This window comes from Dysosmobacter welbionis (genome assembly GCF_005121165.3).
In the GTDB taxonomy this organism is placed as follows: Bacteria; Bacillota; Clostridia; order Oscillospirales; family Oscillospiraceae; genus Oscillibacter; species Oscillibacter welbionis.
Genome location: NZ_CP034413.3, coordinates 520265 through 545999 on the forward strand (window position 1 = coordinate 520265; position 25735 = coordinate 545999).

Below are 25735 nucleotides of genomic sequence, written 5' to 3' on the forward strand. Positions count from 1 at the left end.
GGCTGCCCATGGATCAAACGGCCCGGCGCAGGCGCCGCAACCTCATCCAGAACATCGCCATCGCGCTTCTGTCCGTCTCGGCGGTGCTCCTGTTCGCCCAGCTGCAGCTGTACAATCTGGGCACGTCGGAGGACCCGCTCTATCTGGAGCGGCTGACCGGCGAGGGCTCACCCTCCCGGCTGCGGGAGTTTCCCGCTCCGGTACGGGTGGTCCTCACGGACTCCTACGGCCGGTATGGCAGCCTGGGCTTCACTACCAACAGTGACGGCTTCTCCGCCCTGGGCCTGCGGGAGGCTCTGGGCTCCGTCCAGCACCTTGCTCCTTCTGCAACGGATGCCTTTCGGGGTGCCCTCTCGGGCCCTTCCATCTATTTTGATTTTTTGAATCCCCTGCCCCTCCAGGTGCTTGCCGAGCTCACCGGTGCAGAGGGCACCGCGTTGGAGGGAAATGCCCGCTGTCTGCTGCTGGCCGCAGGGGCGGACGGCTCCGTCCATCTCTATGTATGGGACGGTGCTGATACCGTCCTCACCGGCACCGTCGCCTCCACCGCCCTCTCCATAGATTCTCTTACAGAGGCAGTGAGCCAGTCCGGCATGGGAAGCGTCTCCTTCGCCTTTGAGGTTGTGGAGATGGAGCCGCTATACGGCAAGCTGTTTCCCCTCTCCATCCTGCCGACGGAGTTACCGCAGCTGCCGGTCCTCTCTGCCGCTTCATCCATCTCCGGCACGGACTGGCTGCTGGCGGCTTTCGGCTTCAACATCAACACGCGGGAGCGCTATGCGGAGGCCGACGGCACGGAGGTCATCACCGAGGTCGAAGCCGATCGCTCCCTTCACATCCGTCCCTCCGGGGAGATCACCTACCGCAGCGGAACAGATGCTACGCTGGAGATCTCCGCACAGGAGGAGGTCCCCACTGCGGCGGAAGCCGTGCTGGGTGCCAGTATCCTGCTGGAACAGCTGACAGAGGACCGCTCCGGCGAGGCAAGGCTGTATCTGGAGTCCGTCAGTCAGGGCGGAGACACCACCCAGCTTCTGTTCGGATATCAGATCGATGGTGTCCCCATTCGCTTCTCCGACGGCGGACACGCCGCCGAGATCACGCTCTCCGGCACCAGCGTCACCCGCCTCACCCTGCGGTTCCGGCAGTACAGCACCGCCGGGGAGACGTCGCTCCTGCTGCCGCTGCGGCAGACGCTGGCCATTGCAGCGGAGCATCCCGGCACAGAGCTGTCTGTGGGCTATGCCGACGGCGGCGGAGACTCGGTATCCGCCAGCTGGCTGGCGGACTGAGTGCAGCGGATACAAGCCGCTCCGGCGGTGGAAAGGAGGTCCGACGGATGGAGAGCTTCCGTCTGAAAAACATCATCATTCTGATCCTGGCTCTGATGAATCTCTGCCTCCTGGGCCTGCTGGGAGTACGGCTGACCACCGGCTATTCCGCCCAGGCAGAGGCCCGTCAGCAGATGGTGCAGCTGTTCGCGGCGGAGGGTGTCTCTCTGGATGACGGCATTATCCCCGGCGCCACACCGCCCGCCGGCCTGACCTTGTCCAGGGACCCGGACGAGGATGAGAAGCTGGCCGGCTTTCTCCTGGGAGATGAGCTGGTCATGTCTGATGGTGGCGGCGGCGTCACCACCTATCAAAGCGAAAACGGCAGCGCCGTCTTCCGGTCCGACGGCACCTTTGACGTGGTGATCGAACAGAGCGGCGAGACAGCGGACGCCCTGTGCCGGGCCTTCTGCCGTGCGTTCCACTACGAAGCCCTCGCCTTCTCCCTGGATGGGGAGGACGGCAGCGCCTCCGCGGTCCAGACCTACGACGGGGCCCCGGTGGTCAACTGCACCGTCTCCTTCTCCATCTCCGGCGGGCGGGTGGCCTCCGTCAGCGGTACCCACCTGCCCCAGGCGGGACAGACCGCCAATGGGAACGGTGCCCTGTCCGCTCTGGATGCCCTCAATGCCTTCCTCGGCACCGTTCAGAGCGGCGCGGTGGTCACTGCCGTGACGGACCTGTACCTCTGTTATGAGCTGCAGAGCACCACAGCCACTCCTATGGCCCTGGTGCCCGCCTGGTGCGTTTCTACGGATACGGCTGATTATTATGTCAACTGCTACACCGGCGCGGTCTCCTCCGGCTGAGTAACTGGAGCCCTGCCGGGCAGATAATTTGTTTCCAAATTTCTCCGCCTGTGCGCCGCGATTCGGCCTGAAGCGGCTGTTTTCAGCCGTCGGCGGCTTTGGAATTTTGACGAATTTTGACGCGGAACCCGTCCGGCTCGCAGGAAGGGTTTGCATTTTGCGCGGGGATATGGTATAGTTTGGGTGTGTGAGCTTCCCCATCCGGAAAATTTCTCCGGTTTCGCAGGTCTTTAGCGGGTATGAAGCGGCACGGGCCGGGCACACTGTTTCATAGAAATTACAGGTGCCGCCACAAAAGAAAGCGCCTTTTGAAGAGAGGGTATCGACTTTGACAAAGTATATTGTACAGGGTGGTCATCCCCTGTTTGGTGAAGTAGAGATCAGCGGCGCCAAAAACGCCGCCGTTGCCATCATTCCCGCCGCTCTGCTGGTGGACGGGGTCTGCCGGATCGAAAATATCCCCCAGATCTCCGATGTGACGCTGTCCCTGAAGATTCTGGAGCATTTGGGTGCCGGCATCCGCGTCATCAACCGCCATACAGTGGAGATCGACGCCAGCCGCATCCGCTCCACCCGAACCTCCTATGAGTTGGCCCGGAAGATGCGGGCCTCCTATTATCTGATTGGTTCTCTCCTGGGCCGCTTCGGCCAGGCGGAGGTCGCCATGCCCGGCGGCTGCAACTTCGGGGTGCGCCCCATCGACCAGCACGTGAAGGGCTTTACCGCGCTTGGCGCCAAGGTCATGGTGGAGGGCGGCTTCATCAACGCTTCCACGGAGACCGGCCGCCTCAAGGGCGCCAACATCTATTTGGATGTGGTCTCCGTGGGCGCTACCATGAATATCATGATGGCCGCCGTCCGGGCGGAAGGCAACACCGTCATCGAGAACGCTGCCAAGGAGCCTCATATCGTGGACCTGGCCAACTTCCTCAACTCGATGGGCGCCAACATCCGGGGTGCCGGCACGGACACCATTAAAATTCAGGGCGTGGACCGCCTGCGGGGCGGCAGCTACGCCATCATTCCCGACCAGATTGAGGCAGGCACCTATATGGCCGCCGTGGCTGCCACCGGCGGCCAGATCCTGGTGAAGAATATCATCCCCAAGCACATGGATTGCATCACCGCCAAGCTGGTGGAGATGGGCGTGGAGGTAGAGGAGCGGGAGGACACCCTTCTGGTCCGCCGCAGCGGCCCCTTGCAGAAGGCCAATGTGAAAACCATGCCCTATCCGGGCTTCCCCACAGATATGCAGCCCCAGATCACCACCGTCCTCTGCCTGGCGGAGGGCACTTCCCTGGTGACGGAGAGCGTCTGGAACAACCGCTACCGCTATGTGGATGAGCTCAAGCGCATGGGCGCCAGCATCCAGGTAGACGACAAGACCGCTGTGGTGGAGGGTGTGGACCATCTCACCGGTGCGCCCATCCAGGCCTGCGATCTGCGGGCCGGCGCGGCATTGGTGATCGCTGCCCTGGCTGCCAAGGGCGAGAGCGAGATCAGCTGCGTACAGTATATCGAGCGGGGCTATGAGGATATCGTCACCAAGCTCCAGGGCCTTGGCGCTTCCATCCGTACCGTGGAGGTCCCCGGTGAGTCCGAGGAGCTGGAGGCTCACATTGGCTGAAACGGGGTACAGGCTTCTCTAGGTTTCCCCCGCTGCCGCGGGGTTATACAATCAAGACATTTCCATAGATCGAGCGATTTTACGTCCGCGATGGAGGATGGCGACTTTCGTCGACGGCCTCCCTTGTGGACGTCTTACTTTTCACCGGAAGAGGTATGTTTTTTGACCACCGTACATACGCTGGCAAGCGGTTCCTCCGGGAACGCGCTGCTGCTCTCCTGCGGGGAGAGCTATATTCTGCTGGATGCGGGCATTTCCTGCCGCCGCATCACTGCCGCTTTGCGGGAGCTGGGCCTGGAGCTCGGAAGCCTCACGGCCATTCTCATCACGCACACCCACGCGGACCACATCTCCGGCCTGCAGACGCTGCTCAAGCGCTGCGCCGCCCCGGTTTTTACCACCGAGCGGGCCGCCCGGGAGCTATCCTGGCGGCTGCCCGGCGCAGAGACACGGCTGGACGCGCTGGACTTCGGCATCCCCCAGTCTATCGGAGAGTTTGCCGTGACGGCATTTCCCACATCCCATGACGCTCCCGGTTCCTGTGGTTTCCGGCTGGACGCCGCCGGCGGCGCCGTCGGTGTCCTGACGGATACCGGCTACGTCACCGACGAGGCTGCCGACATTCTGGAGGGCGTGGATCTGGCGGTGCTGGAGGCCAACCACGACATCGAGACCCTCCGCAGCGGGCCCTACCCCTACTATTTGAAACAGCGGATTCTGGGCGCACAAGGCCATCTCAGCAATGAGGATGCCGCCCGTTTTGCCGCCGTTCTGGCGCAGAGCGGCACATCAGAGATCATCCTGGCCCATCTGAGCCGGGAGAATAATACGCCCGCCATGGCGCAAACTGCCGTAGAACGGGCTCTCTCCGCCGCAGGTGTCTCGCCTCTGCTGTCTGTGGCTCCCAGGGACTGCCTGGGCCCAGCCCACACCGTGAGCAGGAGGTCCGTATGCAGAAGGTGACGATCCTGTGTGTCGGAAAGCTGAAGGAGAAATTTTATATAGACGCCGCGGCGGAGTACGTCAAGCGGCTGTCCCGCTTCTGTAAGCTGGAGCTGGTAGAACTGCCGGAGGAGCGGCTGCCGGAGGACCCCTCCCCCGCCCAGATCGAGGCGGCCCTTTTGAAGGAGGCTGCTGCCATCCGGGCCAAGCTCCCATCCGGCGCCGCCCTGATCGCTCTGTGCGTGGAGGGAGAGCCGCGGTCCAGCGAGGCGCTGGCCCGGCAGATGGCTGCCTGGGCCAGCCAGGGCGTGGGACATCTGGTGTTTCTCATCGGCGGGTCCTTTGGCCTGCACCCCTCCATCAAAGCAGAGGCCAGGCTGCGGCTCTCCATGTCTCCCATGACCTTCCCCCACCATCTGGCCCGGGTGATGGTGCTGGAACAGATCTACCGGGCGTATCAGATCAACGCAGGCACCAAATATCACAAGTAAAGGACGTGGAACTATGACAGAACCGGCAAAGGACTTCTGGGCCCGGGCGGACCGGGACCTGCTGGACCGCTGGCCGAAAGACGAGGCAGGCGCACCGGAACCCGCCGCCAAGCTGGACATCCAGTGGGAGCTAGACAGCCAGGCGGACATCACTGTGTCGTTTTTGGAAAGCTGCGGCATCCCCGCCTTCCAGAATGGGTCCCTGGGCAAGGTGCTGGGAGGCTTCGCCTCCCAGGGAGTAGAGATTTGGGTCCCCGCCTCCCAACTGGAGGAGGCCCAGGCGCTGCTGAACACCCCCGCGGAAATCCCGGAGCAGGACTAATGTCCCGCCTCCGTTCTCAATTTACACAACAGGAGGTATCTCTCGCATGGATTTTATGAAGGAATATGAAAAGTGGCTGGCGAGTCCTGCCCTGTCCGACGCGGAGCGTGCGGAGCTGGAGAGCATCCGAAATGACCCCAAGGAGATTGAGAGCCGGTTCTACGGCCCGCTGGAGTTCGGCACCGCCGGCCTGCGGGGCATCATGGCCGTGGGCCTGCACAACATGAACATCCATGTGATCCGCTGGGCCACCCAGGGCTTTGCCCAGGTCATCTGCGCCGAGGGCGAGGAGGGCAAGCGCCGGGGCGTGGCCATCTGTATGGACTGCCGGAACCACTCCATGGAGTTCGCCCGGGCGGCGGCGGAGGTCTGCGCCGCCAACGGTATCCATGTGCGGATCTTCGAGTCCCTCCGCCCCACGCCGGAGCTGAGCTTCGCCGTGCGGGAGTACCGCTGCCAGGCGGGCATCAATGTCACCGCCAGCCACAATCCGAAGGAGTACAATGGCTACAAGGTCTACTGGGAGGACGGCGCCCAGCTGCCCCCTCACCACGCCGACGCCATCGCCGCTGCTCTGGAACAGATCGACGTCTTCAATGGCATCCGGCGCATGGACTTCGACGAGGCGGTGAAGGCCGGCCTCATTGAGACTATGGGGGAGGAGACGGACCGGAAGTTTATGGCCAACGTCACTGCCATGATTAACGACAAGGAAACCGTGGCCAAGGTGGCGGACACCTTCAAGCTGGTGTACACTCCCTTCCACGGCTGCGGCTACAAGCTGGTGCCGGAGGCATTGCGGACCCTGGGCATCAAGCACCTGATCTGTGAGCCCAAGCAGATGGTGATCGACGGCGACTTCCCCACCGTGGTCTCCCCCAACCCGGAGAACCCGGAGGGCTTCTATCTGGCCATCGACCTGGCCCGGGAGAATGACGTGGACTTCATCCTGGGCACTGACCCGGACAGCGACCGGGTGGGCATCATGATCCGGAACCACAGCGGCGAGTACCGCCCCGTCACCGGAAATCAGACCGGCGTGTTGCTGCTGGACTACCTCATCGGCGCCATGCGCCGCTCCGGCAAAATGCCGGAGAAGCCCGTGGCCCTCAAGACCATCGTCACCACGGAGATGGCCCGGAAGGTGGCTGAGTCCAACGGCGTCACCTGCTACGACACCTTCACTGGCTTCAAGTTCATGGCGGAGAAGAAGAACGCCCTGGAGGCCGCCGGCGAAGGAAAGGTCATCTTCTCCTATGAGGAGAGCTACGGCTACATGCTGGGCGACTACGTCCGGGACAAGGACGCCGTCACCGCCTCCATGCTGCTGACGGAGATGGCCGCCTGGTACGCCGCCCAGGGCATGACGCTGTTCGACGCCCTGGAGAAGCTATACGAGAAGTATGGTCACTACGCCGAAAAGACCTACAACCTGGTGATGCCCGGCCTGGACGGTCTGAAGGATATGGCGCAGCTGATGAAGAATCTCCGGGAGAATCCCCCGGCGGAGATCTCCGGCGTGAAAGTCGTCACCCGGAAGGACTACACCGACGGGTCCGTGGTGGACTGCGCCACCGGTGCGAAGAGCGCCATGGAGCTCTCCGGCTCCAACGTGCTGCGGTTCGAGCTGGCGGACGGCACCACCATTCTGGTGCGACCCTCCGGCACGGAGCCCAAGATCAAGGTGTATATTCTGACCCAGGGCGCGGATTCTGCCGCCTGTGACGCCAATCTGGAGAAGTACGGCCAGTGGGTCAAGACGCTGCAAAAATAAGACGTCCCTTCTTAGTATCCAAACAACGGCGCCCGTTCCTTTCGGAACGGGCGCCGCTTTTTGGGTTTTCAGAACCAGGCCGCCTGCTGCTCCCGGAACCGGGGCTCCGGGCCGTGGGCGTAGGGGTCGTAACGGCCCAGGTTGCAGCCGAACTCCTGGAGACGGGCGATCTGCCCCGTTGCCGTCCAGCGGACCAGGGTCATACCCTCGAACACCTCCCGGCGGCCGTCGTCCATCCGGTTGGCGAAGGTCCACTCCACCACCGTCTGGTCCCCCTTGTGGAAGAACTGGCGGATATCCCACCGCTCCACCGTGCCCCGGCGATTCCACTCGGTGAACCACCAGGCGATCTTGTCCGCGCCGTGGTACTCCGGGCCCCAGCTCTCGATGTACACCGCGTCCGGGGCGAAAAGGTCCCGGATGCCGGTGTCCCGCTTGGTGAGCCACATGTCGAACCATTGGCAGATGGCCGCTTCCCGCTGTTCCATCTGATTGCTCCTTTCCGCTGTATCTGCTCTTATCTATAAGCAAAATGAATTAGGATGCGAGGATGTTCTGAACCTCCGCCAGCAGGGTCTCCCCGTCGTGCAGGGGATAGCCGTCCACCGCAAAGCGCCCCTGACTGCCCACCAGGATGACGGATTCCCCATTGGCACCCAGGAGCATGACGGTATCCGCTTCCAGAGGATATACCCCAACGGGATTCTTCCAGCGGAACCTAGAGGCCCCCCGCATTGTAGCCTCCAGGTCCGCCAGCTGCTCCGGCCGGAGCGACGCCGTCAAATCCCGTCCGTCCTGCCGGACCTCCAGCAGCTGGAAGTCCTCTCCCCCTGCCGGGGCGGGTAGCAGGAAGAAATAGCCAGCCAGGGCTGCCACGGCCACAACACATACCAGCAGAACTTTCCATGTTCTTTTCATATGCGCCCCTTCTTTGTCACTGCTCCGGCAACAGGGCCCAAAGCTGTTCCAGGAGTTCTTCGCCATTGATGAGGGGATACCGTCTGTCACCATCATAAATTACGGCGGTGTCCTCGTCCAGATAGATATGCCATAGCCCCTCACTGTCTCTCCCGTTGATCTCCACACTGCTCTCCGAGAGCCATGGAGAGCAGCCAACACGGTACCCCCTCTTTCCGCGCCCAGCACCAGTCCCTTGATGGCGTCTAAAGTATCCTGATCGATCTGTTCCGTGATGTCCTCTAGTGTCTCCCCTGCTCTGATGAAGCTGATTTCAAAGTCCCCTCCCACCGCAGGGTAGTGCAGGACATACCGTGCGCAGATTCCCACAGTCATGGCCGCCACCGCTGCCACTACCACAACGCACGCCAGCAAAATTTTCCATTTTCTTTTCACAGGCGCATCCCTCCCCTGTCACGGCTCCGGCAGCAGGGCCCAGACCTGTTTCAGCAGCCCTTCGCCGTCAATAATGGGGTAGCCGCCCCTTTGTCCGTCGCAGAGTACGCAAGCTTCGCCGTCCAGCTCAAAGAACCAGGGTCCATGGCTGTCGACGCCTATGATCTGCACCGTGTCCTCCCGCAGCTGCCTTGGAAAGACGTTTCTGCGGTACCCCCTTCTCTCTGCTTGCCGAAGCAGGTCATTGAGGGCGTTACAGGTATTCTGGTCTATCTGACCGGTAATATTCTCCAGCGTCTCTCCCACATTGATATACTGGACTTCGTAGTCCTCCCCTACCGCGGGGCGGGGAAGGAGATACCACGCCGCAGCACATGCTGCCGTCACTGCCACGACGCACGCCAGCAGGATTTTCCACTTCTTTTTCAAGAGAACCGCCCCCTCTCTGGCTCCATCATAAAGGGACCGCCCTGGGCCTGTCAAGGCGGAACGCAGATTTTTCCAACGTTATTCTTGACATATGTTCAAAATCATATATAATGGGCATATGTTCAAAACAAGGGAGGAACACCCATGCCGCGCAGCGCCAAATGCCGCCGGGTCTGCCAGATGCCGGCCCACTGCCGCTTTGCTCCGGAACAGCCCGCCCACGGGGAGGCCGTGGAGCTGACAGTGGAGGAGTATGAGGCGGTGCGTCTGATGGATTACCTGGGCCTGAACCAGGAGGAGGCCTCCGCCCAGATGGGGGTGGCCCGGACTACCGTTCAGCGGATCTATGCCCAGGCCCGACAGAAGCTGGCGGTCTTTCTGGTGGAAGGCCGTCCGCTGCAGATCGGCGGCGGCAGCTACGCCCTCTGTCCCCAGGAAAGTTGCCGGGGCTTCAGCAGGCCCTGCGGCCGGTGTGCCTCCCAAGACGGAAAGGAAGCGTCCTCATGAAAATCGCAGTCACCTATGAAAACGGCCAGGTGTTCCAGCACTTTGGCCACACGGCACAGTTCAAGCTCTATGATGTGGAGAACGGCACCGTAGCCTCCTCCCAGGTGGTGGATACCAATGGCAGCGGACACGGGGCCCTGGCTGGCTTTTTGAAGGACCATCAGGTGGATGCCCTGATCTGCGGCGGCATCGGCGGTGGGGCCCAGATGGCGTTGGCGGAGGCAGGTATCCGGCTGTACGCCGGCTGCCAGGGCGACGCGGACACCCGGGTGGCAGAACTGCTGGCAGGCACGCTGGTCAGCGCCGATGCAGCCACCTGCGACCATCACCACGGTGAGGAGCACACCTGCGGCGACCACGGCTGCGGCCACCACGAGAGCGGCCATACCTGCGGCCACTGCTGAGACCGGACCGGGAGGGCGAAACGCCCTCCCGGTTTTTGTGCAGCACCTTTTGGAAATATGGGATTCCCTTTCTGCATAGGATGGGAACAGCGGACTTTGACACTTCGCCGGAAAGGATGATCCCCTTGGAGCAATACATGGAACAGCATTATCCCTTCACCCTGCCGCCCCTGCCCTACGGCTATGACGCGCTGGCGCCGGAGCTGATCGAAAAAGTGCTGTATTTCCATCACGACAAGCACTTCGCCGCCTATGTGGACGCTCTGAACCAGCTGCTGGAGCGGACGCCCGCCTATCAGTCCTGGCCGCTTTGGAAGCTGTGCCTAAACTGGGAGGAACTGCCGGATGGCCTGCGACAGGGCGTTCGGAACAACGCCGGAGGCGTCTTTAATCATGACCTGTATTTCCGCACCCTCCACCCCCTGCCGGTCTCCGCCCCGGACATGGCGCTGGAGGGCGCTGTGGTACGGGACTTCGGCGGCATGGCAGGTTTGAAGGAGGCCATGCGCAAGGCGGCCCTGGGGCAATTCGGCTCCGGCTGGGCCTGGCTATCCGCAGACGGCGAGGGGCACCTGGCTGTCCAAAAGACCGCAAACCAGGACACACCGCTGCCCCTGATCCCCTTGCTGTGTTGCGACGTATGGGAGCACGCCTACTATCTCCAATACCAGAATCGCCGGGCGGACTACTTCGAAGCCTGGTGGCGACTGGTGGACTGGCCTGAGGTCTCCCGGCTCTATACCGGCTGCCTGGCCTGCCGTCCGCCCCGGCCCTGATGGAAGATTCCAGAGGCGGCGGCAATCGCCGCCGCTTTTGGAAAACTCCAGAAAATAGGCGTTGACAACTGCTTCCTTTTCCGTTATGATAATATGTCGAATGAAGACGCAGAGGAAGGAGCGTACCCATGAATTTCTTGCTGACCGGCGGGGCTGTTTTCCGGGATGGAACTTTCCAGAATGTGGATGTTGCCATTTCCAAAGGCCGTATTGTTTCCGTTTCTCCCTCCCTTTCCCAGGAAGGTTTTTCCGTAATTGAATGTCAGGATCAAGTCATTGTTCCAGGTTTCGTTGATGTACATGTTCATCTTCGGGAGCCTGGATTTTCTTATAAGGAAACCATCGCCTCCGGCACGGCGGCGGCCGCCGCAGGAGGCTACACGGCGGTGTGCGCCATGCCCAACCTGAATCCGGTGCCGGACTCCCTGGAGCACCTGTGGCCGGAGCTGGACGCCATCGCCCGGGACGGCCGGGTGCGGGTGTATCCCTATGGGGCCATCACCCGGGGCGAAAAAGGCGCGGAGCTGGCGGACATGCCGGCTATGGAGCCCTTTGTCTGCGGCTTCTCCGACGACGGGAAAGGCGTCCAGTCCGCCGACCAGATGCGCGATGCCATGGAACTCGCAAAACAGCTGGACAAGCCCATCACTGCCCACTGTGAGGACGAGTCCCTGCTGACTCCCGGCTGGTGCATCCACGACGGGGAGTGGGCGAAGCGGAACGGCTTCCCCGGCAACGCCCCTGAGAGCGAGTGGAAACAGGTGGAGCGGGATCTGGAGCTGGTGCGGGAGACCGGCTGCCGGTACCACGTGTGCCATGTCTCCACCAAGGAGAGCGTGGCCCTCATCCGCAAGGCCAAGGCGGAGGGGCTGCCGGTATCCTGCGAGACCGGGCCCCACTACCTGATCCTCTGCGACGAGGACCTGATGGATGACGGCCGGTTCAAGATGAATCCCCCCATCCGCTCCGCCGCGGACCGGGATGCTTTGATCGAAGGGCTGCTGGACGGCACCATCGACTGCATCGCCACGGACCACGCCCCCCACAGCGCGGAGGAGAAGTCTAGGGGACTCCGCAGCCTCAACGGCATCGTGGGGTTGGAGTGTGCCTTCCCGGTGCTGTATACGGAGCTGGTGGAGCCGGGCATCGTCCCCTTCGCCACGCTGCTGAACGCCCTGTGCGTCAATCCCCGGCGGCTGTTCCGCCTGCCCGGCGGAAAGATCGAGGCGGGAGAGATCGCGGATCTGACCGTGCTGGATCTGAACCGGCCCCATGCCATCAACAGCGGTGCCTTCTTCTCCCGGGGCCGCTCCACGCCCTTTGACGGCTGGACCGTCACCGCCGGAGTGGACAAGACCATCTGCAACGGGAATCTGGTGTACACCGCCAGCTCCCGCAACATCAATAAGACCCCCATTCCCCCCTGTCAGGAGGACTACCTATGAAACAATCCCTCTTTACCATGGAACACGCCCGGCAGCTGACCGCCGACACCTATGAGCTGGTGCTGTCCGGCGACACCTCCGCCATCACGGCGCCGGGGCAGTTCGTGAACATCCAGTTGCCCGGCAAATTCCTCCGGCGGCCTATCTCCATCTGCAACTGGACGAAGGACGCCCTGCTGCTCCTGGTCCGGGTGGTGGGCGAAGGCACCCATGACTTAGTGCGGTGCGTCCCCGGCACAGAGCTGGATGTGCTGTCGGGTCTCGGCAACGGCTTTGATCTGGCAAAGGGCGGGGCCCACCCCATCCTGCTGGGCGGCGGCATCGGCATCGCGCCCCTGTACGGCCTGGCCCAGCGGATGCTGGAGGCGGGCATCGCCCCCACAGTGGGACTGGGATTCCGCTCCGGCGGAGACGCCTTTTACCTGGAGGAATTCGGCAAGCTGGGCTGCCGCCTGATGGTGGCCACGGAGGACGGCAGCTTGGGCACAAAGGGATTTGTTACGGATCTGGCCCGTCACGTGCCGGAGTGCGGCTACGCCTTCGTCTGCGGCCCCACCCCCATGCTGAAGGCCGTCCACGGCCTGCCCCAGCTCACCGGCGGGCAGTTCAGCTTCGAGGCCCGGATGGGCTGCGGCTTCGGCGCCTGCATGGGCTGCTCCGTGCCCACGGGAAACGGCTACAAGCGGGTGTGCAAGGACGGTCCCATTCTGTACAAGGAGGAAATCGTATGGTAAGCCTGTCTGTCCGCCTTGCAGGGGTGGAGCTGAAAAATCCCGTAATCCCCGCCTCCGGCACCTTCGGCTATGGCCGGGAGTACGCAGAGCTGTATGACCTGGACCTCCTGGGCAGCTTCTCCTGGAAGGGCACTACCGCACAGAGCCGTCCGGGCAACCCTCAGCCCCGGATCGCGGAGACCGCCTCCGGGATGCTGAACGCCGTGGGCCTCCAGAACCCCGGCATCGACGCGGTGATCGCGGAGGAGGTGCCCAACATTGCAAAGATCTTTCATGGGCCGGTGATCGCCAACGTGGGGGCTTCTCTCTTCAGGAGTACGCTGAGAACTGCGCCAAGCTCAACGACGTGGAGCAGGTGTCCATTCTGGAAGTGAACATCTCCTGTCCCAACGTCCACGCCGGCGGCAGGAACTTTGGCTCCGATCCAAAAGCTGCGGCGGAGGTGACTAGGGCCGTGAAGGCTGTCACCCGGAAGCCGGTCTTCATGAAGCTCTCCCCCAACGTCACGGACATCGCGGAGATCGCAAGGGCCTGCGCTGACGCGGGAGCCGACGGCATCTGCCTCATCAACACCCTGTTGGGGATGCGGATCGACCTGAAAACGAAAAAGCCCCTCATCGCCAACCGCACCGGCGGACTGTCCGGCCCCGCGGTGTTCCCGGTGGCGGTGCGGATGGTGTGGGACGTGTACGAGGCGGTGCAGCTGCCCATCATCGGCTGCGGCGGCGTCTCCTCTGCGGAGGACGTGTGTGAGATGATGCTGGCGGGGGCCAGCGCCGTGGAGATCGGCGCCGCCAACCTGCGGGACCCCTATGCCTGCAAGAAGATCATCGAAGCCCTGCCGGGCGTGTGCGAAAGGCTGGGCGTGGAGCGTATCGCGGACCTGACCGGCGCGGCGCACGGCTGAACGCTGTCACCGAGAAATTTACAGAAAGGACTGTTTGAATATGAGCGCAAAAGACGTCATCATCGCCCTGGACTTCCCCACCCGTGAGGAGACCCTCTCCTTCCTGGACCAGTTCCCCGCCGGGGAGAAGCCCTTTGTGAAGATCGGCATGGAGCTGTTCTATGCCGAGGGCCCCCAGGTGGTCCGGGACATCAAGGCCCGGGGCCACAAGATCTTCCTGGACCTGAAGCTCCACGACATCCCCAACACCGTGAAGCGGGCCATGGCGGTCCTCTCCCGACTGGATGTGGATATGGTGAACCTCCACGCCGCCGGGACCTCTGAGATGATGCGGGCCGCCCTGGAGGGCCTGACTCGTCCCGACGGCACCCGCCCCCTGCTGATTGCCGTCACCCAGCTGACCTCCACCGACGCCGCCGCCTTGAAAAACGAGCTGCTGATCGACACCCCCATGGCAGAGACGGTGCTCTCCTACGCCAAGAACGCCGCCGCCAGCGGCCTGGACGGCGTGGTCTGCTCTCCTCTGGAGGCGGCTCTGGTCAAGGAGCGTTGCGGCGCGGACTTCCTGACCGTCACCCCCGGCATCCGGTTCGCGGACAGTGCCGCCGGCGACCAGAAGCGGATCATGACCCCGGAGAAGGCGGGCAAGTCCGGCTGCGACTACATCGTGGTGGGCCGTCCCATCACCCAGGCGGAGGACCCGGTGGCCGCTTATCGGAGAGCGGTCAAGGACTTTTGGGGCTGAGCGGAACGGGGGCACGTCTGCATGAAATTTGATTTGATGGAACTTGCCCTTGTCATTGCTGTCTTTTTCATGGTACTGGCATTCGGAGTAATCTGGATCAAAGCCCTGCCATTCGGTTATACCGAGTCGGCGCTATTGTACCTTGCAGCCATTGTGGCCGCAAGTGCTTTCTGGGTCGGCCGAAAGCACTGACCATCTTCGCACATTTGGATAAGGAGGATTTTTCCATGAACTTAGAACGTGAAATCGCCCACGATCTGCTGAGCATCGGCGCGGTGTTCCTGCGGCCGGACGAGCCCTTCACCTGGGCCAGCGGCATCAAGAGCCCCATCTACTGCGACAACCGCCTGACCCTCACCGCTCCCGCCGTCCGCACGGCCGTGGAGAAGGGCTTGGTGGAGCTGATCCGCACCCATTACCCGGATGCGGAGGTGCTGATGGGCACGTCCACCGCCGGCATCGCTCACGCGGCCATCGTGGGCCACCTGATGGACCTGCCCATGGGCTACGTCCGCTCCGGCAACAAGGACCACGGCCGCCAGAACCGCATCGAGGGCAGGCTGGAGAAGGGCCAGAAGGTCGTTGTGGTGGAGGACCTGATCTCCACCGCCGGCAGCTGCATTGAAGTTGTAGAGGCGCTGCGGGAGGCGGGTGCCGAGGTTCTCGGCGTCGCATCCATCTTCACTTACGGGCTCCAAAAGGGCCTGGACCGGCTGGCCGCCGCGAACGTCGTCAACCACTCCCTCTCCAACTTCGATGCCGTCTGCGAGGTGGCCGCTGAGGAGGGGAAGATCAAGCCGGAGGACATTGAGCGGCTGAAGAGGTTCCGGGCCAACCCATCCGACGAATCCTGGATCACGTCGAAATAAATTCCGCTCATTCCGCTTCCGGCTTTGCCGGGAGCTATTCCCTGCCGCCCGAGGAGCGGCTCCCTCCCACCACACCCCTGAAAGGAGTTCATCATGCCCAGAAATCTCATCGACATCACCGACCTCTCCGTGGAGGAGATCAATCAGCTGATCGCCACTGCGGAGGACATTATCGCCAACCCGGTCAAGTACCAGGACGCCTGTGCCCACAAGCAGCTGGCAACGCTCTTCTTCGAGCCCTCCACCCGGACCCGGCTCTCCTTTGAGTCCGCCATGCTGGCCCTGGGCGGCAGCACCCTGGGCTTTTCTGAGGCCAGCTCCAGCTCCACCGCCAAGGGCGAGACCGTGGGCGACACCATCCACACCGTCAGCTGCTACGCCGACATCATCGCCATGCGCCATCCCAAGGAGGGTGCTCCCTACGCCGCCTCCCAGTTCAGTGAGGTACCTATCATCAATGCTGGCGACGGCGGCCACAACCATCCCACCCAGACGCTCACCGACCTGCTGACCATCCACCGGGAGAAGGGGCGGCTGAACAACTTCACCATCGGCTTCTGCGGCGACCTGAAATTCGGCCGCACCGTCCACTCCCTGGTGAACGCCCTGAGCCGGTACGATCACATCAACTTCGTGCTGATCTCCCCCACCGAGCTGAAGCTGCCCCGGTATGTGAAGGAGGAGGCTCTGAAGAAGAAGGGCATCCCCTACACCCAGACCACGGATCTGGAGTCCGTCATCCCCCAGCTGGACATTCTCTACATGACCCGTGTCCAGAAGGAGCGGTTCTTCAATGAGGAGGACTACCTGCGCTTGAAGGACAGCTACATCCTGACACCGGAGAAGCTGGAGAACGCCAAGGCGGACCTGTCCATCCTCCACCCCCTGCCCCGTGTCAACGAGATCACTGTGGCGGTGGACAAGGATCCCCGGGCCGCCTACTGGAGACAGGTGAAGAACGGCAAGTACATCCGCATGGCACTGATCCTGAAGCTGCTGGGCATTCAGGTGTGAGAAGGAGGCATTGACGCTATGAACATCGACAGCATCCAAAACGGCGTGGTCCTGGACCACATCCAGGCTGGCAAGAGCATGGACATCTACCGCTACCTCCATCTGGACCAGCTGGACTGCTCCGTGGCCATCATCAAGAATGTCCGCAGCGGCCGGATGGGTAAGAAGGACATCATCAAGATCGACTCCCCTATGGAGGTAGATCTGGATGTGCTGGGCTATATCGACCCCAACATCACCGTCAACATCATCCGCAACGGCGTGCGGGTGGAAAAGAAGCATCTGGAGCTTCCGAAAAAGCTGGTGAATGTCATCCACTGCAAAAACCCCCGCTGCATCACCGTAGCAGAGCCCCAGCTGGACGCCATATTCCTGCTGAGCGATCCCGCCACTCACACCTATCGCTGCGCCTACTGTGAGACCGCAAAGGACAAGAAGTTCTGATTCCCCGTGACGGCACTGCCCGTTCAGACTGCGTGGACATCCAGTTTTTTCCCCTCCGGCAGGGCCGTATATACGGATTCTGCATTGCAGGAAAGTTTTCCTGCAATGCAGAATTTTTTTTGCAATTTCTGTTGCGTTTTGGAGGAAAATGGCGTATACTGCGGCCCGGATTTCAGAAAACGGAGGCACTCCTATGAAGCATCATCCCTCTTGGACCGCTCTGCGCAGCTACGCGATCACAGCCGGTCTGGCCTGTCTGATGGGCGTCAGCTATGAGCTGTTTGTCTTTCCCAACGCCTTTGCCCCGGCGGGCATCAACGGCCTGGCCACCATGCTGCAATACCTGCTGCACGTCAATATCGGCTACCTCTCCCTGCTCATCAACCTGCCGCTGGTCCTGCTGGCCTGGAAAAAAGTCGACCGGGACTTCGCCCGCAAAACGCTGGTGTTCGTGCTGGTGTTCTCCGCCGTCACGCTGGTGCTGGGCCAGATGGACCTAAGCGCCATCGCCTATGACTCCGGCTCCTCCGCCATCCTGGGGCCTGTGGCGGCCGGTGTGGTCAGCGGCGCTGTGTACGGCTGGGTGATCCGGCAGAACGGCTCCACCGGCGGAACGGACATCGTAGCCGCCTGGGTGCGGAAAAAGCACCCGGAGGCCAGCCTGGTCTGGCTGATCTTCAGCCTCAATGCCGCGGTGGCGGTGTTGTCCTTCTTCGTCTACGGCTGCCAGTTCGAGCCGGTGATCCTGTGCCTGATCTACTGCTATCTCAGCTCCAGCATCAGCGACACCATTTTGAAGGGCGGCAAATCCGCCATGAAATTCGAGGTGGTCACCCGGCAGCCGGAGGAGCTCTCCCGGCAGCTCATGCAGCAGCTGCGCCACGGTGTCACTGTGCTCCAGGCGGAGGGAATGTACTCGGAGACTCCCCGTTCCCTGCTGATCTGCGTGGTGAACCGCCATCAGGTGGTTCGGTTCCAGGAGATTCTGGCCCGCTTCCCGGATACCTTCGCCTGCGTCTCCAGTGTCAATGAGACCTGGGGGAATTTCAAACACGTGGCATAGAAAAACCGGCGGAGGCCGTACAGCCTCCGCCGATTTTTCAGGTTTTTACTCCGCCGCCCGCTCCAGCCGGTCCAAGGGGAACGGCGGTGCGGCCAGAGGCTTCACCGCCAAGCTCATCAGCAGCATGGGGTTATCATCCGCCGCCACCCGGTTGGAATGGAGCACGCCGCAGATCTTGCAGCGGTGGATGATGGCCCACTCGCCGCCCTTGCGGACCCAGACGGCCACCGGCTCCATGGTGCCGCCGCAGTCGGCGGCCCGGTCCCCCGGCTCGTCATCCAGGTGGACGCTGGCAAGGCAGTTGGGGCAGTGGTTGCGGTGCTGGGTTCCGGCAGCCTGAGGTCCTACCGGCCAGCCGCAGACCCGGCAGGTGAATACATCCCGGCAGGGATCCTGCCGGTAGTCCAGGCGGCGCCGTTTCGGTTTTTGCGGGATTCGCTGGGACATTGGAAATTCCTCCTTGGTGTTGTCTTACTGCCCTCAGCATACCCTGCCGCAGGCCGGTCCCGCAACCGTCAACTCGGTTCAGAAATAAGAAGGCGCCATGCGGGAGTCCGCATGGCGCTTGTGTTCTTATTCATTTCTCAGGCGGGCGATGATCTTCCAAATGCTCTTCGGCGCCAGAAAGTAGGCTTCCGCCAGCTGGTCCACAGAGGTCCCCTCCCGATAGCGCCGATAGATCTCCTGATTTCGGGCCAGGGTCTCCGCCTTGCGGCCATTGGCCGCGCCCCAGGGTTTGCGGCTGGTCTCCCGCCGGGGGATGTACAGATACTCCCCGTCGATATACGCCTGGACCTGGGCCAGCAGGTCCGGCGGCAGCACGTCGGCTGCTTTCATATAGCGCATGATGCTCCTCCAAAGCTCTTGTGATTTGGAATGAGCAGAGGCTATATGCCAAATCTCTTTGTTTGACGCGATAGCCTCTGCTATGCGTCAAACGCCGAAACACAATGATTCAATTGCAACTGGATTCCCTCATTTCCCTGACCGCTGCAGCCGGTTTTTTCAGTGGCAGGAATTTTTTTCTGCCGCTGTCACTATACCATAGATCTCCGGGGCAGTCAACATAAATCCGTTATTACAGGAAGCAACAGGAAAATACCATTCTTGGACAGGTACCCTAAATCCTTTAATTATGTAACGGTTTATCCGTTCACGCACAGCGCAAACGGGTAAACCATTATAGTGGAAAACTCATCGTCGCAATAGCGACAATGAGTTTTCCGCACAATTACTCTCATTAACCTCTTTCTGGAATCCATCCATACTTACCCATTTCTACTATATTGCCGTTTATTTCGTAGTCCAACCTATATAACACTTCATCCGAACTCGACAAAGCAACCGCTTCAAATTTAACATCCATATCGCTCCTATCATCTGTTTTTATTTGTATTACAACGGGTTGATTGAGAGGAGCTTCTCTTTGAATAACAGTATCTCCACTTTTGATTCTAATCGATCTCACCTCTGGGTCGTGAGAAATTGATACAACCCAACCCGCATCCACATCTTCTCCCACCCAAAATTTATTAAGAAGTTCTACGCCGCTTTCTGTTTTTTCTTGTCCACTCGAGCCAACATACCCTCTCCATAAAAATTTTGTTTTTTTACAGTAAACAGTATAATATTGTTCTCCAGCATCCACGAGATAAAATACGCAATTTGAATTTATTCTCTCATTGAGCAGGATAACTGGAGCTTCTGCCGGATAAAAACGCACAGCTTTTACGGCGCTCTCTGGTGTAAGTCGATACCCAATGAAGACATTACTTATAATCGTAATAACTATAAGTATGGCGGCCATTTTTAATAAATTTGTTTTTGTGTTTTTTTTCAATCTTTCCTCCAAAATTATTTATCACAATGCCCCTGGTATATAATATACTAGGGGCATCGTGATGGAATTTACTTTTTACCAGCCTGTCTGGAAATTCTGTTTGTATGATGTTGATGCACTGTGACCTACAACAGATCCATTTTCAAAATTTGCATCAACTGTTGTAGTTGCACTAAGAGAAAACGCCGTTGCAAATCCGCTTGCTGCACTGATTTGAGGCCAATTTAGTGTCACAAAATTCACATTATTGTATGGTCCCAGAGTTCTTTCATAAATTTTGCTTCCGCTTGTTACCGCAGGTGGCCACGAAACCGATACTTGCAGCCCTGTTGTTTCAAATGTCTCAGTAATATAAATGGAGCTTGGAGTATAATCAGGGCTTGTATAAGCAGCTTTACTTACCCCCCAACAACCCAAAGATATGCGTAATTATTATCAATACTTTTACAAAATGTTCCAGACTGGGATGCTGTTAATGAAACATCTGTTGGAGAGTGTTCACTCGTGTTGAACTTCTTTGACGCGGTAGCCGTAGGGCCCGATGCAAGAGGCATCGGAGCATCCGAAGCCATTTCAGATTCTATCTCCCTGATTGCGCCTTCCATGTCAGTCTCTGTTAAGCCCTCATCAGTAAACTCATACGTTGTGACAATAAATCCCTGATCGTCATACGTTTTCACAGTCGTGGAGATACCGTTGATTTCAATATTTTCTGTGCTAATCAATCGGTTGTCTTCTTTTTCAAACTCCGTAGCTGAACCTGTAATGCCACATGACAGTACCATCACAAGAGCCAAAACCAACGCAGCAATTTTTTTCATAGAAGCCGCCTCCTTTCAACATCCCTAATAATTTACAAATCCGGAAACACTCACTTTGTAACTGGAGTTGTTTCTTACCGCAAATGTATAGGTCCCTCTGAGATCGATCCTGATCGTCTGGTTAATGCTCCCGTTGCTTCCTCGTACAGGGTAAAATAGCCCGTCGGAGTCGATCAGTCCGAAGTCGACACTCGCTGACGCCGGAGAATAAGATGCCGTAATGGTAACGGTTTCCCCATATTCCATCGGAAAGCTGGTGCTTGCTTTTCTCATGCTCTTCGCAGAAATCTCAAAATCAAACTCGCCTGTGGCTCTTGGTTCTGCGATCTCTGTTGCCTGTTCTCCAATATCAGCTGCAACGGCCTGAGCGGGAATACAGCTAAAAATTGCAATACAGGCGAACAATAAGCACAGATATCTTTTCATCCCCATTGGTTTCACCTCCTTCCTGTTACTCCCAATTCAAGTTAAAATCCGGCTCTTCCAACAACGTACTTTCTTCTCCCTGAATTGAATGTAAATCCAAGCCATTTTCCTTCTGCCCTCTTCCATACCAGAAAAGGAAGCATACCAGCAGGGCCAAAACAACGGCGCCGATCACAAGCAGCCTCATCCACTGCTTTTCTTTTTTCTGTACCTTCTGCTCCGGCGCCCTCTCTGCAGCCGGGGCCGCCGGAGCAGGAAGTTCGTCCCCGCTTTCATCCAGCAAATACTCCAGCGGGACGTTATAGAGCCTGCTCAGAGATTGCAGATTTTCTATTGATGGCCTGGACGTCCCTGTTTCCCATTTTGTTACGGCCTGCCGGGACACATCCAGCTTTTCCGATACCTCCGCCTGGGACAGCCCTTCTCTTTTTCGCAAACAGGCCAATTTTTTCTCTAGGGTCATTGTTTACATCTCCAAATCTATCCCAGCAAGAAATGAAAGTAAACCGCCCGCGGCTTACTTTCCGGCAACCAACGGTTGCCAACTGGGTTTTTTATCCTTTTTTTGAGGTTTCCATGCCCCGGAATGTCCGCTCACGCTGCGCCGCTGCACATATCACGTTGGACTTTCAAGGGGGGCCGGGCAACACCAAACAGGGGGATGCCGCCTCCTTTTCAGCCCGGTAGTTGGTCTTGCGCACAGAACCGACATCCCACCCCGCTTGGAAATCGGCCCTATGGTATCATCTCCGGCAGGGGCTGTCAAGCCTGCGGTCCCGGGCAAAAAAGCAGCCGCAGAGCGTTGCTCTGCGGCTGTTTCATTTGGTTTTACAGGCCCCGCCACTCCTCCGGCCGGAGGCGGCTCAGGTCGTGCTCCGCCGCGTCGATGGTGCGGAGCATGGCCTCCTTGTCCCGGTTCAGCGTGCCCTTCAGCACCAGGTAGTTGCTGGCGTGATTCATCCGGAACACGCTGCCGGGGCTGTCCAGATGCTCCATCAGCAGCCGGGTTTCCTCCAGCACCTGGGGCTGGGTCAGCAGTTGGAAGCTGCCGTCCCGCACCCAGTCGTAAAGGGGCGTCTCCGGCTCCACCATCAGCGTCAGCATCCCGATATACTCCGGGTTCATGGCGTTGAAGGCCTCCGCCGTCTCGATGGCGTGGCGCTCCAGCAGCTCCGGGCCGCCCAGGCCCGTGATGGCGGTGACGGACAGCGCCATGCCGCACCGGCGGACCTTCCGGCCCATCTCCACGATCTCGGCGGACATGTGGCCCTTGCGCATCCGCTTCAAAACATCGTCGCACCCGGACTCCAGTCCCATGTAGACCATGGTCAGGCCCTTGTCCCGCAGCGTCCGCAGCTCCTCCTCCGTCCGGATACGGATGGAGGCAGGGGACGCGTAGCTGGTAACCCGCTCACACTCTGGGAACAGCTCCCGAATGGTGTCCAGAATGGTGTAAAGCTCATTCGCTTTCCGGACCAATGCATCGCCATCTGCCAGAAACACCCGGTCCACCCGGCGGTACACGCCCCGGGCGATGCGGAAGTCCTCCAGCACCTCCTCCAGGGGACGAATGGCGAAGTGCTTCTCCTTATACATGCTGCAGAAGGCGCAGGTGTTGTGGCTGCACCCGTAGGTCACCTGGACGATGAGGCTGTACGCCTCAGAGGGCGGACGGTAAACGCTTCCCTTGTATCTCATACGCCCAGCTTCTCCAGGGCCGCCATCTTCAGGCAGACGCACAGCACGGCGATGGCCTGCTCCAGCTCCTCAACAGGGGGCAGGGAAGGCGCGATGCGGATATTGCTGTCCTGGGGATCCTTGCCATAGGGGAAGGTGGCACCTGCGCCGGTCATGGTGACGCCCGCCTCCTTGCACAGGGCCAGCGTCCGCTTGGCGGTGCCGGGCATGGCGTTCAGAGAGACGAAGTAGCCGCCCTTGGGCCGCCGCCAGGAGGCGATCTCCAGCGGCGCGATCTCCCGGTCCAGCGCGTCCACCACACAGCGGAACTTGGGGCCCATGATGGCGGCGTGCTTCTTCATTAGCTCCAGGGTGTGGGCCTTGTCCTTGAGATAGAGCACATGGCGCTGCTGGTTCACCTTGTCGAAGCTGATGACCTGAACGGTGAGGAGCTTTTCCATGTAAGCCATGTTGGCCTCGGAGCAGGCAAAGCAGGAGATGCCGGCGCCGGGCAGGGTCACCTTGGAGGTGGAGGCGAACTCGAACACCATGTCGGCGTTGCCGTATTTTTCACACTCCGCCAGGATGTCCGGGAACTCCACATAGTCCCCTCGAACTCATGGATACAGTAGGCATTGTCCCACATCAGCAGGAAGTCCGGGGCGGCGGGCTTCATAGAGGCGATGCGCCGGATGGTCTCGGCGGAGTAGATGATGCCGTCGGGGTTGGAGTACTTGGGCACGTTCCACATGCCCTTGACCGCCGGGTCCTGGATAGCCTTCTCCACCGCGTCCATGTCCGGTCCCTCGTCCGTCATGGGGATGGTGACGAGCTCAAAGCCAAAGGACTCCGTCACCTTGAAATGCCGGTCATAGCCGGGGGCGGGGCACAGGAACTTCACCACGGGCTCCCTGCACCAGGGGCGCTCGCTGTGGAGCAGGCCATGGGTATAGGCCTTGGAGATGGTATCGTACATCAGCTGCAGGCTGGCGTTGCCGCCCACGAACACCTGCTCCGGCCGGCAGCCCAGGATCTCCGCGAACAGCCGCTTGGCGGCGGGCAGGCCACTGAGTTCGCCGTAGTTACGCACGTCGACGCCGTCGGACACGTAGTCTTCCGGCTTCTGCATCAGGCTGAAAATATCGCTGACCAGATCCAGCTGCGCCTTACCGGGCTTGCCCCGGGCCATGTTCAGATTCAGTCCCCGGGCCTTCAGCTCCTCGTACTCCCGGGTCACCTCGGCGTATTCCGCCTTCCGCTCCTCGGCGGTCATCTTGGGATAAGCAGTCATTACAGCGCTTCCTTTCTGTTGAAAAATCTTTACAAATCCAATTCAGTATATCGTTTTTTCAACAAACTTGCAACCCCATTTCTCCTGGGCGCAAACACGAAAAGGGCCCCGCCGAAATGGGCGGGGACCCTGTTCCGCTTTCCTCAGCAGCCGCCGCAGCCGATGCAGCTCTCTGCGCAGGTGATGGTGGGGTCGCAGGTAGAAATGGTCGTGCCGTAGCGGACCGGGATGGAGACACAGACCTTCTGGGTCATAGTCACGGTGCACATGGTTCCGTCTGCATTGGTGGCGCAGGTGATGGTGGGATTGCCCTGACAGGTGACGGTGGGGCTGCCCATGACTGCGGTGGGGGACAGGATCACGGAGGCAGTCACATCCACACACTGGGTACTGACCTTGTTGCAGCCGTTCAGGGGGCAGGATTCTTCGGACTGATATGGTAAAATGGGCTCATGCTCATAGGCTTCATTGATACGCAAAGGAATTCCCTCGTTTCATGGAAATTATATCCGGCGTTTCCGCCCTGGATACAACCCATCTTATGCGCGGCAACGCCTGACTGCGCCTGTCAGCTCTGCTGAAATTCTGCAAGGGCCCGCCGCAGGAAGTTCTTGGTCTCCGGTCCGCAGAAGGCGGCGTCCACCGCCGCCTCCTGGCAGGCCAGCAGTTCCTCACGACTCATATAGGCGAATTCTGCGGCCCGGCGCAGCTCCTCCGTCAGGGTCAGCCCGCCCAGGAAGGTAGGATCGTCCCGGCTCAGGGTCACCACCGCCCCTGCATCCAGCAGACGCCGCAGGGGATGATCCTCCCGCCGCCGGTACAGCAGTGTCAGGTTGGAGGTCAGGCAGATGTTCAGCGGCACCCGCTCCCGCACCAGCCGGGCCGTCAAATCCGCGTCCTCTGCCGCCCGGACGCCGTGGTCCAGCCGGTCCGCCTCCAGGAGATCCAGGGCGTCCCGCACGCCATCCGGCCCGCTGCTCTCCCCGGCGTGGGCGGTGCGGCCGAAGCCCGCCGCACCCGCCGCCAGGAACGCCGGACGGAACCGCTCCCCCGTTCGGCCCGCCAGGGCCTCGTTCCCGTCAATGGAGAGGCCCGCCAGCCGGTGGGTCCGGTGGGCTTTCATATCCTCCACCAGGGCCATGGCCTCCGCCCCCGTCTGGGTGCGGGAGAGAGACAGCGTGAATCGGCAGTCTGCGCCGCCCTGTGCCGCAGCCCGGTCAAACCCAGCGGTCACCGCGGCGATGATCTCCGGTACCGAGAACTGGGGCCAGTGGGTGGGGTTCAGGATCATCTCGCTGTACAGGATATGCTCCCGTCCACTCTCCAGCGCAGCGTGCTCCGCCGCCTCCGCCAGCTCCTCCGGCGTGCCCACAAAGGAGCAGATGTTGTCCAGAAAGGCGAGGAAGTCGCTCAGGTCCTCAGCAGAGCAGTCGTACAGCCGCTCCGCCGGGCGGGGCAGCTCCCGCCCCTGCCGGGCCGCGAACCGCGCCAGCATCTCCCCCGGCATGGTGGACTCCAGATGGACATGGAGCTCCACCTTGGGCATGCGCGTCAAAAAGGCAGTCAGATGTTCCATTGCGTTTGCTCCTCTGGTTGTTTTTTCTATAATGAATGTAGGGCACCGGAGGGAACCACCGGACCCGCTGTTTTCCATTATACCATACCGGCGCCGATGTGCCAATCCCCGGAAAATA

General features: G+C 60.4%; 33 protein-coding genes and 1 pseudogene. 19 read left to right on the top strand and 15 right to left on the bottom strand.

From position 1 onward, the window contains the following. Positions 1 to 8: 8 nt before the first annotated feature. From EIO64_RS02720 to EIO64_RS02750, 7 genes are all read left to right on the top strand, one after another. Positions 9 to 1292, top strand: a complete 1284-nt coding sequence (locus EIO64_RS02720) for a hypothetical protein (protein ID WP_119311184.1) — start codon at positions 9 to 11, stop codon at positions 1290 to 1292. A 47-nt stretch (positions 1293 to 1339) separates the two neighbouring features. Continuing rightward, complete coding sequence (locus EIO64_RS02725; protein ID WP_021748406.1) at positions 1340 to 2140, top strand: two-component system regulatory protein YycI; 801 nt, start codon at positions 1340 to 1342, stop codon at positions 2138 to 2140. A 328-nt stretch (positions 2141 to 2468) separates the two neighbouring features. Beyond that, complete coding sequence (gene murA, locus EIO64_RS02730; protein ID WP_036629797.1) at positions 2469 to 3767, top strand: UDP-N-acetylglucosamine 1-carboxyvinyltransferase; 1299 nt, start codon at positions 2469 to 2471, stop codon at positions 3765 to 3767. A 162-nt stretch (positions 3768 to 3929) separates the two neighbouring features. Beyond that, entirely contained in the window at positions 3930 to 4730 is an 801-nt protein-coding gene (locus tag EIO64_RS02735) for an MBL fold metallo-hydrolase (protein WP_025544043.1), read from the top strand. After that, complete coding sequence (gene rlmH, locus EIO64_RS02740; protein ID WP_021748402.1) at positions 4718 to 5200, top strand: 23S rRNA (pseudouridine(1915)-N(3))-methyltransferase RlmH; 483 nt, start codon at positions 4718 to 4720, stop codon at positions 5198 to 5200. Before EIO64_RS02735 ends, rlmH begins: the two co-directional genes overlap by 13 nt. Positions 5201 to 5213: 13 nt before the next feature. Next, positions 5214 to 5522, top strand: a complete 309-nt coding sequence (locus EIO64_RS02745; RefSeq protein WP_119311185.1) for a putative signal transducing protein — start codon at positions 5214 to 5216, stop codon at positions 5520 to 5522. A gap of 46 nt (positions 5523 to 5568) precedes the next feature. Continuing rightward, positions 5569 to 7296, top strand: a complete 1728-nt coding sequence (locus EIO64_RS02750) for a phospho-sugar mutase (RefSeq protein ID WP_119311186.1) — start codon at positions 5569 to 5571, stop codon at positions 7294 to 7296. Positions 7297 to 7364: 68 nt separating this feature from the next. Here the strand turns inward: EIO64_RS02750 and EIO64_RS02755 are convergent, their stop codons facing one another. The 4 genes from EIO64_RS02755 to EIO64_RS02770 form a co-directional block, all read right to left on the bottom strand. Continuing rightward, positions 7365 to 7784, bottom strand: coding sequence for a nuclear transport factor 2 family protein (locus EIO64_RS02755; RefSeq protein WP_119311187.1), 420 nt, complete (start codon positions 7782 to 7784; stop codon positions 7365 to 7367). Positions 7785 to 7833: 49 nt separating this feature from the next. Then, positions 7834 to 8214 carry a hypothetical protein gene (locus EIO64_RS02760; RefSeq protein WP_119311188.1) on the bottom strand — a complete coding sequence of 127 codons (381 nt, stop codon included), beginning with the start codon at positions 8212 to 8214 and terminating at the stop codon, positions 7834 to 7836. 99 nt (positions 8215 to 8313) lie between these two features. Next, entirely contained in the window at positions 8314 to 8649 is a 336-nt protein-coding gene (locus EIO64_RS02765; protein WP_119311189.1) for a hypothetical protein, read from the bottom strand. Between the two features lie 18 nt (positions 8650 to 8667). After that, entirely contained in the window at positions 8668 to 9078 is a 411-nt protein-coding gene (locus EIO64_RS02770) for a hypothetical protein (RefSeq protein WP_119311190.1), read from the bottom strand. A gap of 144 nt (positions 9079 to 9222) precedes the next feature. Between EIO64_RS02770 and EIO64_RS02775 the strand changes: the two genes are divergently transcribed. The 12 genes and pseudogenes from EIO64_RS02775 to EIO64_RS02830 all read left to right on the top strand — a co-directional run bounded on the left by EIO64_RS02775 (position 9223) and on the right by EIO64_RS02830 (position 17986). Continuing rightward, positions 9223 to 9585: a DUF134 domain-containing protein gene (locus EIO64_RS02775; RefSeq protein WP_249390776.1), complete on the top strand. Its 363-nt coding sequence runs from the start codon at positions 9223 to 9225 to the stop codon at positions 9583 to 9585. Continuing rightward, positions 9582 to 9989, top strand: a complete 408-nt coding sequence (locus EIO64_RS02780; RefSeq protein WP_249390777.1) for a NifB/NifX family molybdenum-iron cluster-binding protein — start codon at positions 9582 to 9584, stop codon at positions 9987 to 9989. The genes EIO64_RS02775 and EIO64_RS02780 overlap by 4 nt, the downstream gene beginning before the upstream one ends. 137 nt (positions 9990 to 10126) lie before the next feature. Further along, entirely contained in the window at positions 10127 to 10765 is a 639-nt protein-coding gene (locus tag EIO64_RS02785; RefSeq protein WP_119311914.1) for a superoxide dismutase, read from the top strand. Between the two features lie 128 nt (positions 10766 to 10893). After that, positions 10894 to 12210 (top strand): dihydroorotase, encoded by a 1317-nt coding sequence (locus EIO64_RS02790; protein ID WP_119311191.1) that lies wholly within the window; start codon positions 10894 to 10896, stop codon positions 12208 to 12210. Continuing rightward, positions 12207 to 12944, top strand: a complete 738-nt coding sequence (locus tag EIO64_RS02795) for a dihydroorotate dehydrogenase electron transfer subunit (RefSeq protein WP_021748390.1) — start codon at positions 12207 to 12209, stop codon at positions 12942 to 12944. Before EIO64_RS02790 ends, EIO64_RS02795 begins: the two co-directional genes overlap by 4 nt. Then, a pseudogene (locus tag EIO64_RS02800) lies at positions 12938 to 13851 on the top strand (dihydroorotate dehydrogenase). The gene EIO64_RS02795 and the pseudogene EIO64_RS02800 overlap by 7 nt, the downstream one beginning before the upstream one ends. 40 nt (positions 13852 to 13891) lie before the next feature. After that, positions 13892 to 14596 carry an orotidine-5'-phosphate decarboxylase gene (pyrF, locus tag EIO64_RS02805; protein ID WP_136890755.1) on the top strand — a complete coding sequence of 235 codons (705 nt, stop codon included), beginning with the start codon at positions 13892 to 13894 and terminating at the stop codon, positions 14594 to 14596. A 21-nt stretch (positions 14597 to 14617) separates the two neighbouring features. Then, the gene (locus tag EIO64_RS02810; RefSeq protein ID WP_021748387.1) at positions 14618 to 14788 is read left to right on the top strand and encodes a hypothetical protein; all 171 of its coding nucleotides are present in this window, start codon (positions 14618 to 14620) and stop codon (positions 14786 to 14788) included. A 35-nt stretch (positions 14789 to 14823) separates the two neighbouring features. After that, positions 14824 to 15465: an orotate phosphoribosyltransferase gene (pyrE, locus tag EIO64_RS02815; RefSeq protein WP_136890756.1), complete on the top strand. Its 642-nt coding sequence runs from the start codon at positions 14824 to 14826 to the stop codon at positions 15463 to 15465. A 93-nt stretch (positions 15466 to 15558) separates the two neighbouring features. Beyond that, positions 15559 to 16479 carry an aspartate carbamoyltransferase gene (gene pyrB / locus EIO64_RS02820; protein ID WP_025544034.1) on the top strand — a complete coding sequence of 307 codons (921 nt, stop codon included), beginning with the start codon at positions 15559 to 15561 and terminating at the stop codon, positions 16477 to 16479. A gap of 18 nt (positions 16480 to 16497) precedes the next feature. Then, on the top strand, positions 16498 to 16923 hold the full coding sequence (locus EIO64_RS02825; RefSeq protein WP_025544033.1) for an aspartate carbamoyltransferase regulatory subunit: 426 nt from the start codon (positions 16498 to 16500) through the stop codon (positions 16921 to 16923). A 193-nt stretch (positions 16924 to 17116) separates the two neighbouring features. After that, the gene (locus tag EIO64_RS02830; protein WP_158629678.1) at positions 17117 to 17986 is read left to right on the top strand and encodes a YitT family protein; all 870 of its coding nucleotides are present in this window, start codon (positions 17117 to 17119) and stop codon (positions 17984 to 17986) included. 45 nt (positions 17987 to 18031) lie between these two features. Here the strand turns inward: EIO64_RS02830 and EIO64_RS02835 are convergent, their stop codons facing one another. From EIO64_RS02835 to EIO64_RS02880, 11 genes are all read right to left on the bottom strand, one after another. Then, positions 18032 to 18433, bottom strand: a complete 402-nt coding sequence (locus tag EIO64_RS02835; protein WP_081692079.1) for an RNHCP domain-containing protein — start codon at positions 18431 to 18433, stop codon at positions 18032 to 18034. 126 nt (positions 18434 to 18559) lie between these two features. Beyond that, on the bottom strand, positions 18560 to 18832 hold the full coding sequence (locus tag EIO64_RS02840) for a CD3324 family protein (RefSeq protein WP_021748380.1): 273 nt from the start codon (positions 18830 to 18832) through the stop codon (positions 18560 to 18562). A gap of 394 nt (positions 18833 to 19226) precedes the next feature. After that, positions 19227 to 19826, bottom strand: coding sequence for a hypothetical protein (locus tag EIO64_RS02845; RefSeq protein ID WP_136890758.1), 600 nt, complete (start codon positions 19824 to 19826; stop codon positions 19227 to 19229). Between the two features lie 398 nt (positions 19827 to 20224). Continuing rightward, a complete protein-coding gene (locus tag EIO64_RS02850; protein WP_136890759.1) occupies positions 20225 to 20647 on the bottom strand; it encodes a hypothetical protein in 423 nt (140 codons plus the stop codon). A 24-nt stretch (positions 20648 to 20671) separates the two neighbouring features. Beyond that, positions 20672 to 21079, bottom strand: coding sequence for a hypothetical protein (locus EIO64_RS02855; RefSeq protein WP_136890760.1), 408 nt, complete (start codon positions 21077 to 21079; stop codon positions 20672 to 20674). Positions 21080 to 21098: 19 nt separating this feature from the next. After that, positions 21099 to 21536, bottom strand: coding sequence for a helix-turn-helix transcriptional regulator (locus tag EIO64_RS02860; RefSeq protein WP_136890761.1), 438 nt, complete (start codon positions 21534 to 21536; stop codon positions 21099 to 21101). Positions 21537 to 21901: 365 nt separating this feature from the next. Next, a complete protein-coding gene (locus EIO64_RS02865) occupies positions 21902 to 22771 on the bottom strand; it encodes a radical SAM protein (protein WP_025544024.1) in 870 nt (289 codons plus the stop codon). Next, positions 22768 to 23301, bottom strand: a complete 534-nt coding sequence (locus EIO64_RS19145; protein WP_429835468.1) for a PLP-dependent aminotransferase family protein — start codon at positions 23299 to 23301, stop codon at positions 22768 to 22770. Before EIO64_RS19145 ends, EIO64_RS02865 begins: the two co-directional genes overlap by 4 nt. Further along, entirely contained in the window at positions 23268 to 24041 is a 774-nt protein-coding gene (locus EIO64_RS19150; protein ID WP_429835470.1) for an aminotransferase class I/II-fold pyridoxal phosphate-dependent enzyme, read from the bottom strand. Before EIO64_RS19150 ends, EIO64_RS19145 begins: the two co-directional genes overlap by 34 nt. Before the next feature lie 143 nt (positions 24042 to 24184). Further along, positions 24185 to 24520, bottom strand: coding sequence for a hypothetical protein (locus tag EIO64_RS02875; protein ID WP_021751899.1), 336 nt, complete (start codon positions 24518 to 24520; stop codon positions 24185 to 24187). 89 nt (positions 24521 to 24609) lie between these two features. Further along, on the bottom strand, positions 24610 to 25617 hold the full coding sequence (locus EIO64_RS02880) for an adenosine deaminase family protein (protein WP_158629679.1): 1008 nt from the start codon (positions 25615 to 25617) through the stop codon (positions 24610 to 24612). Between the last annotated feature and the right edge of the window lie 118 nt (positions 25618 to 25735).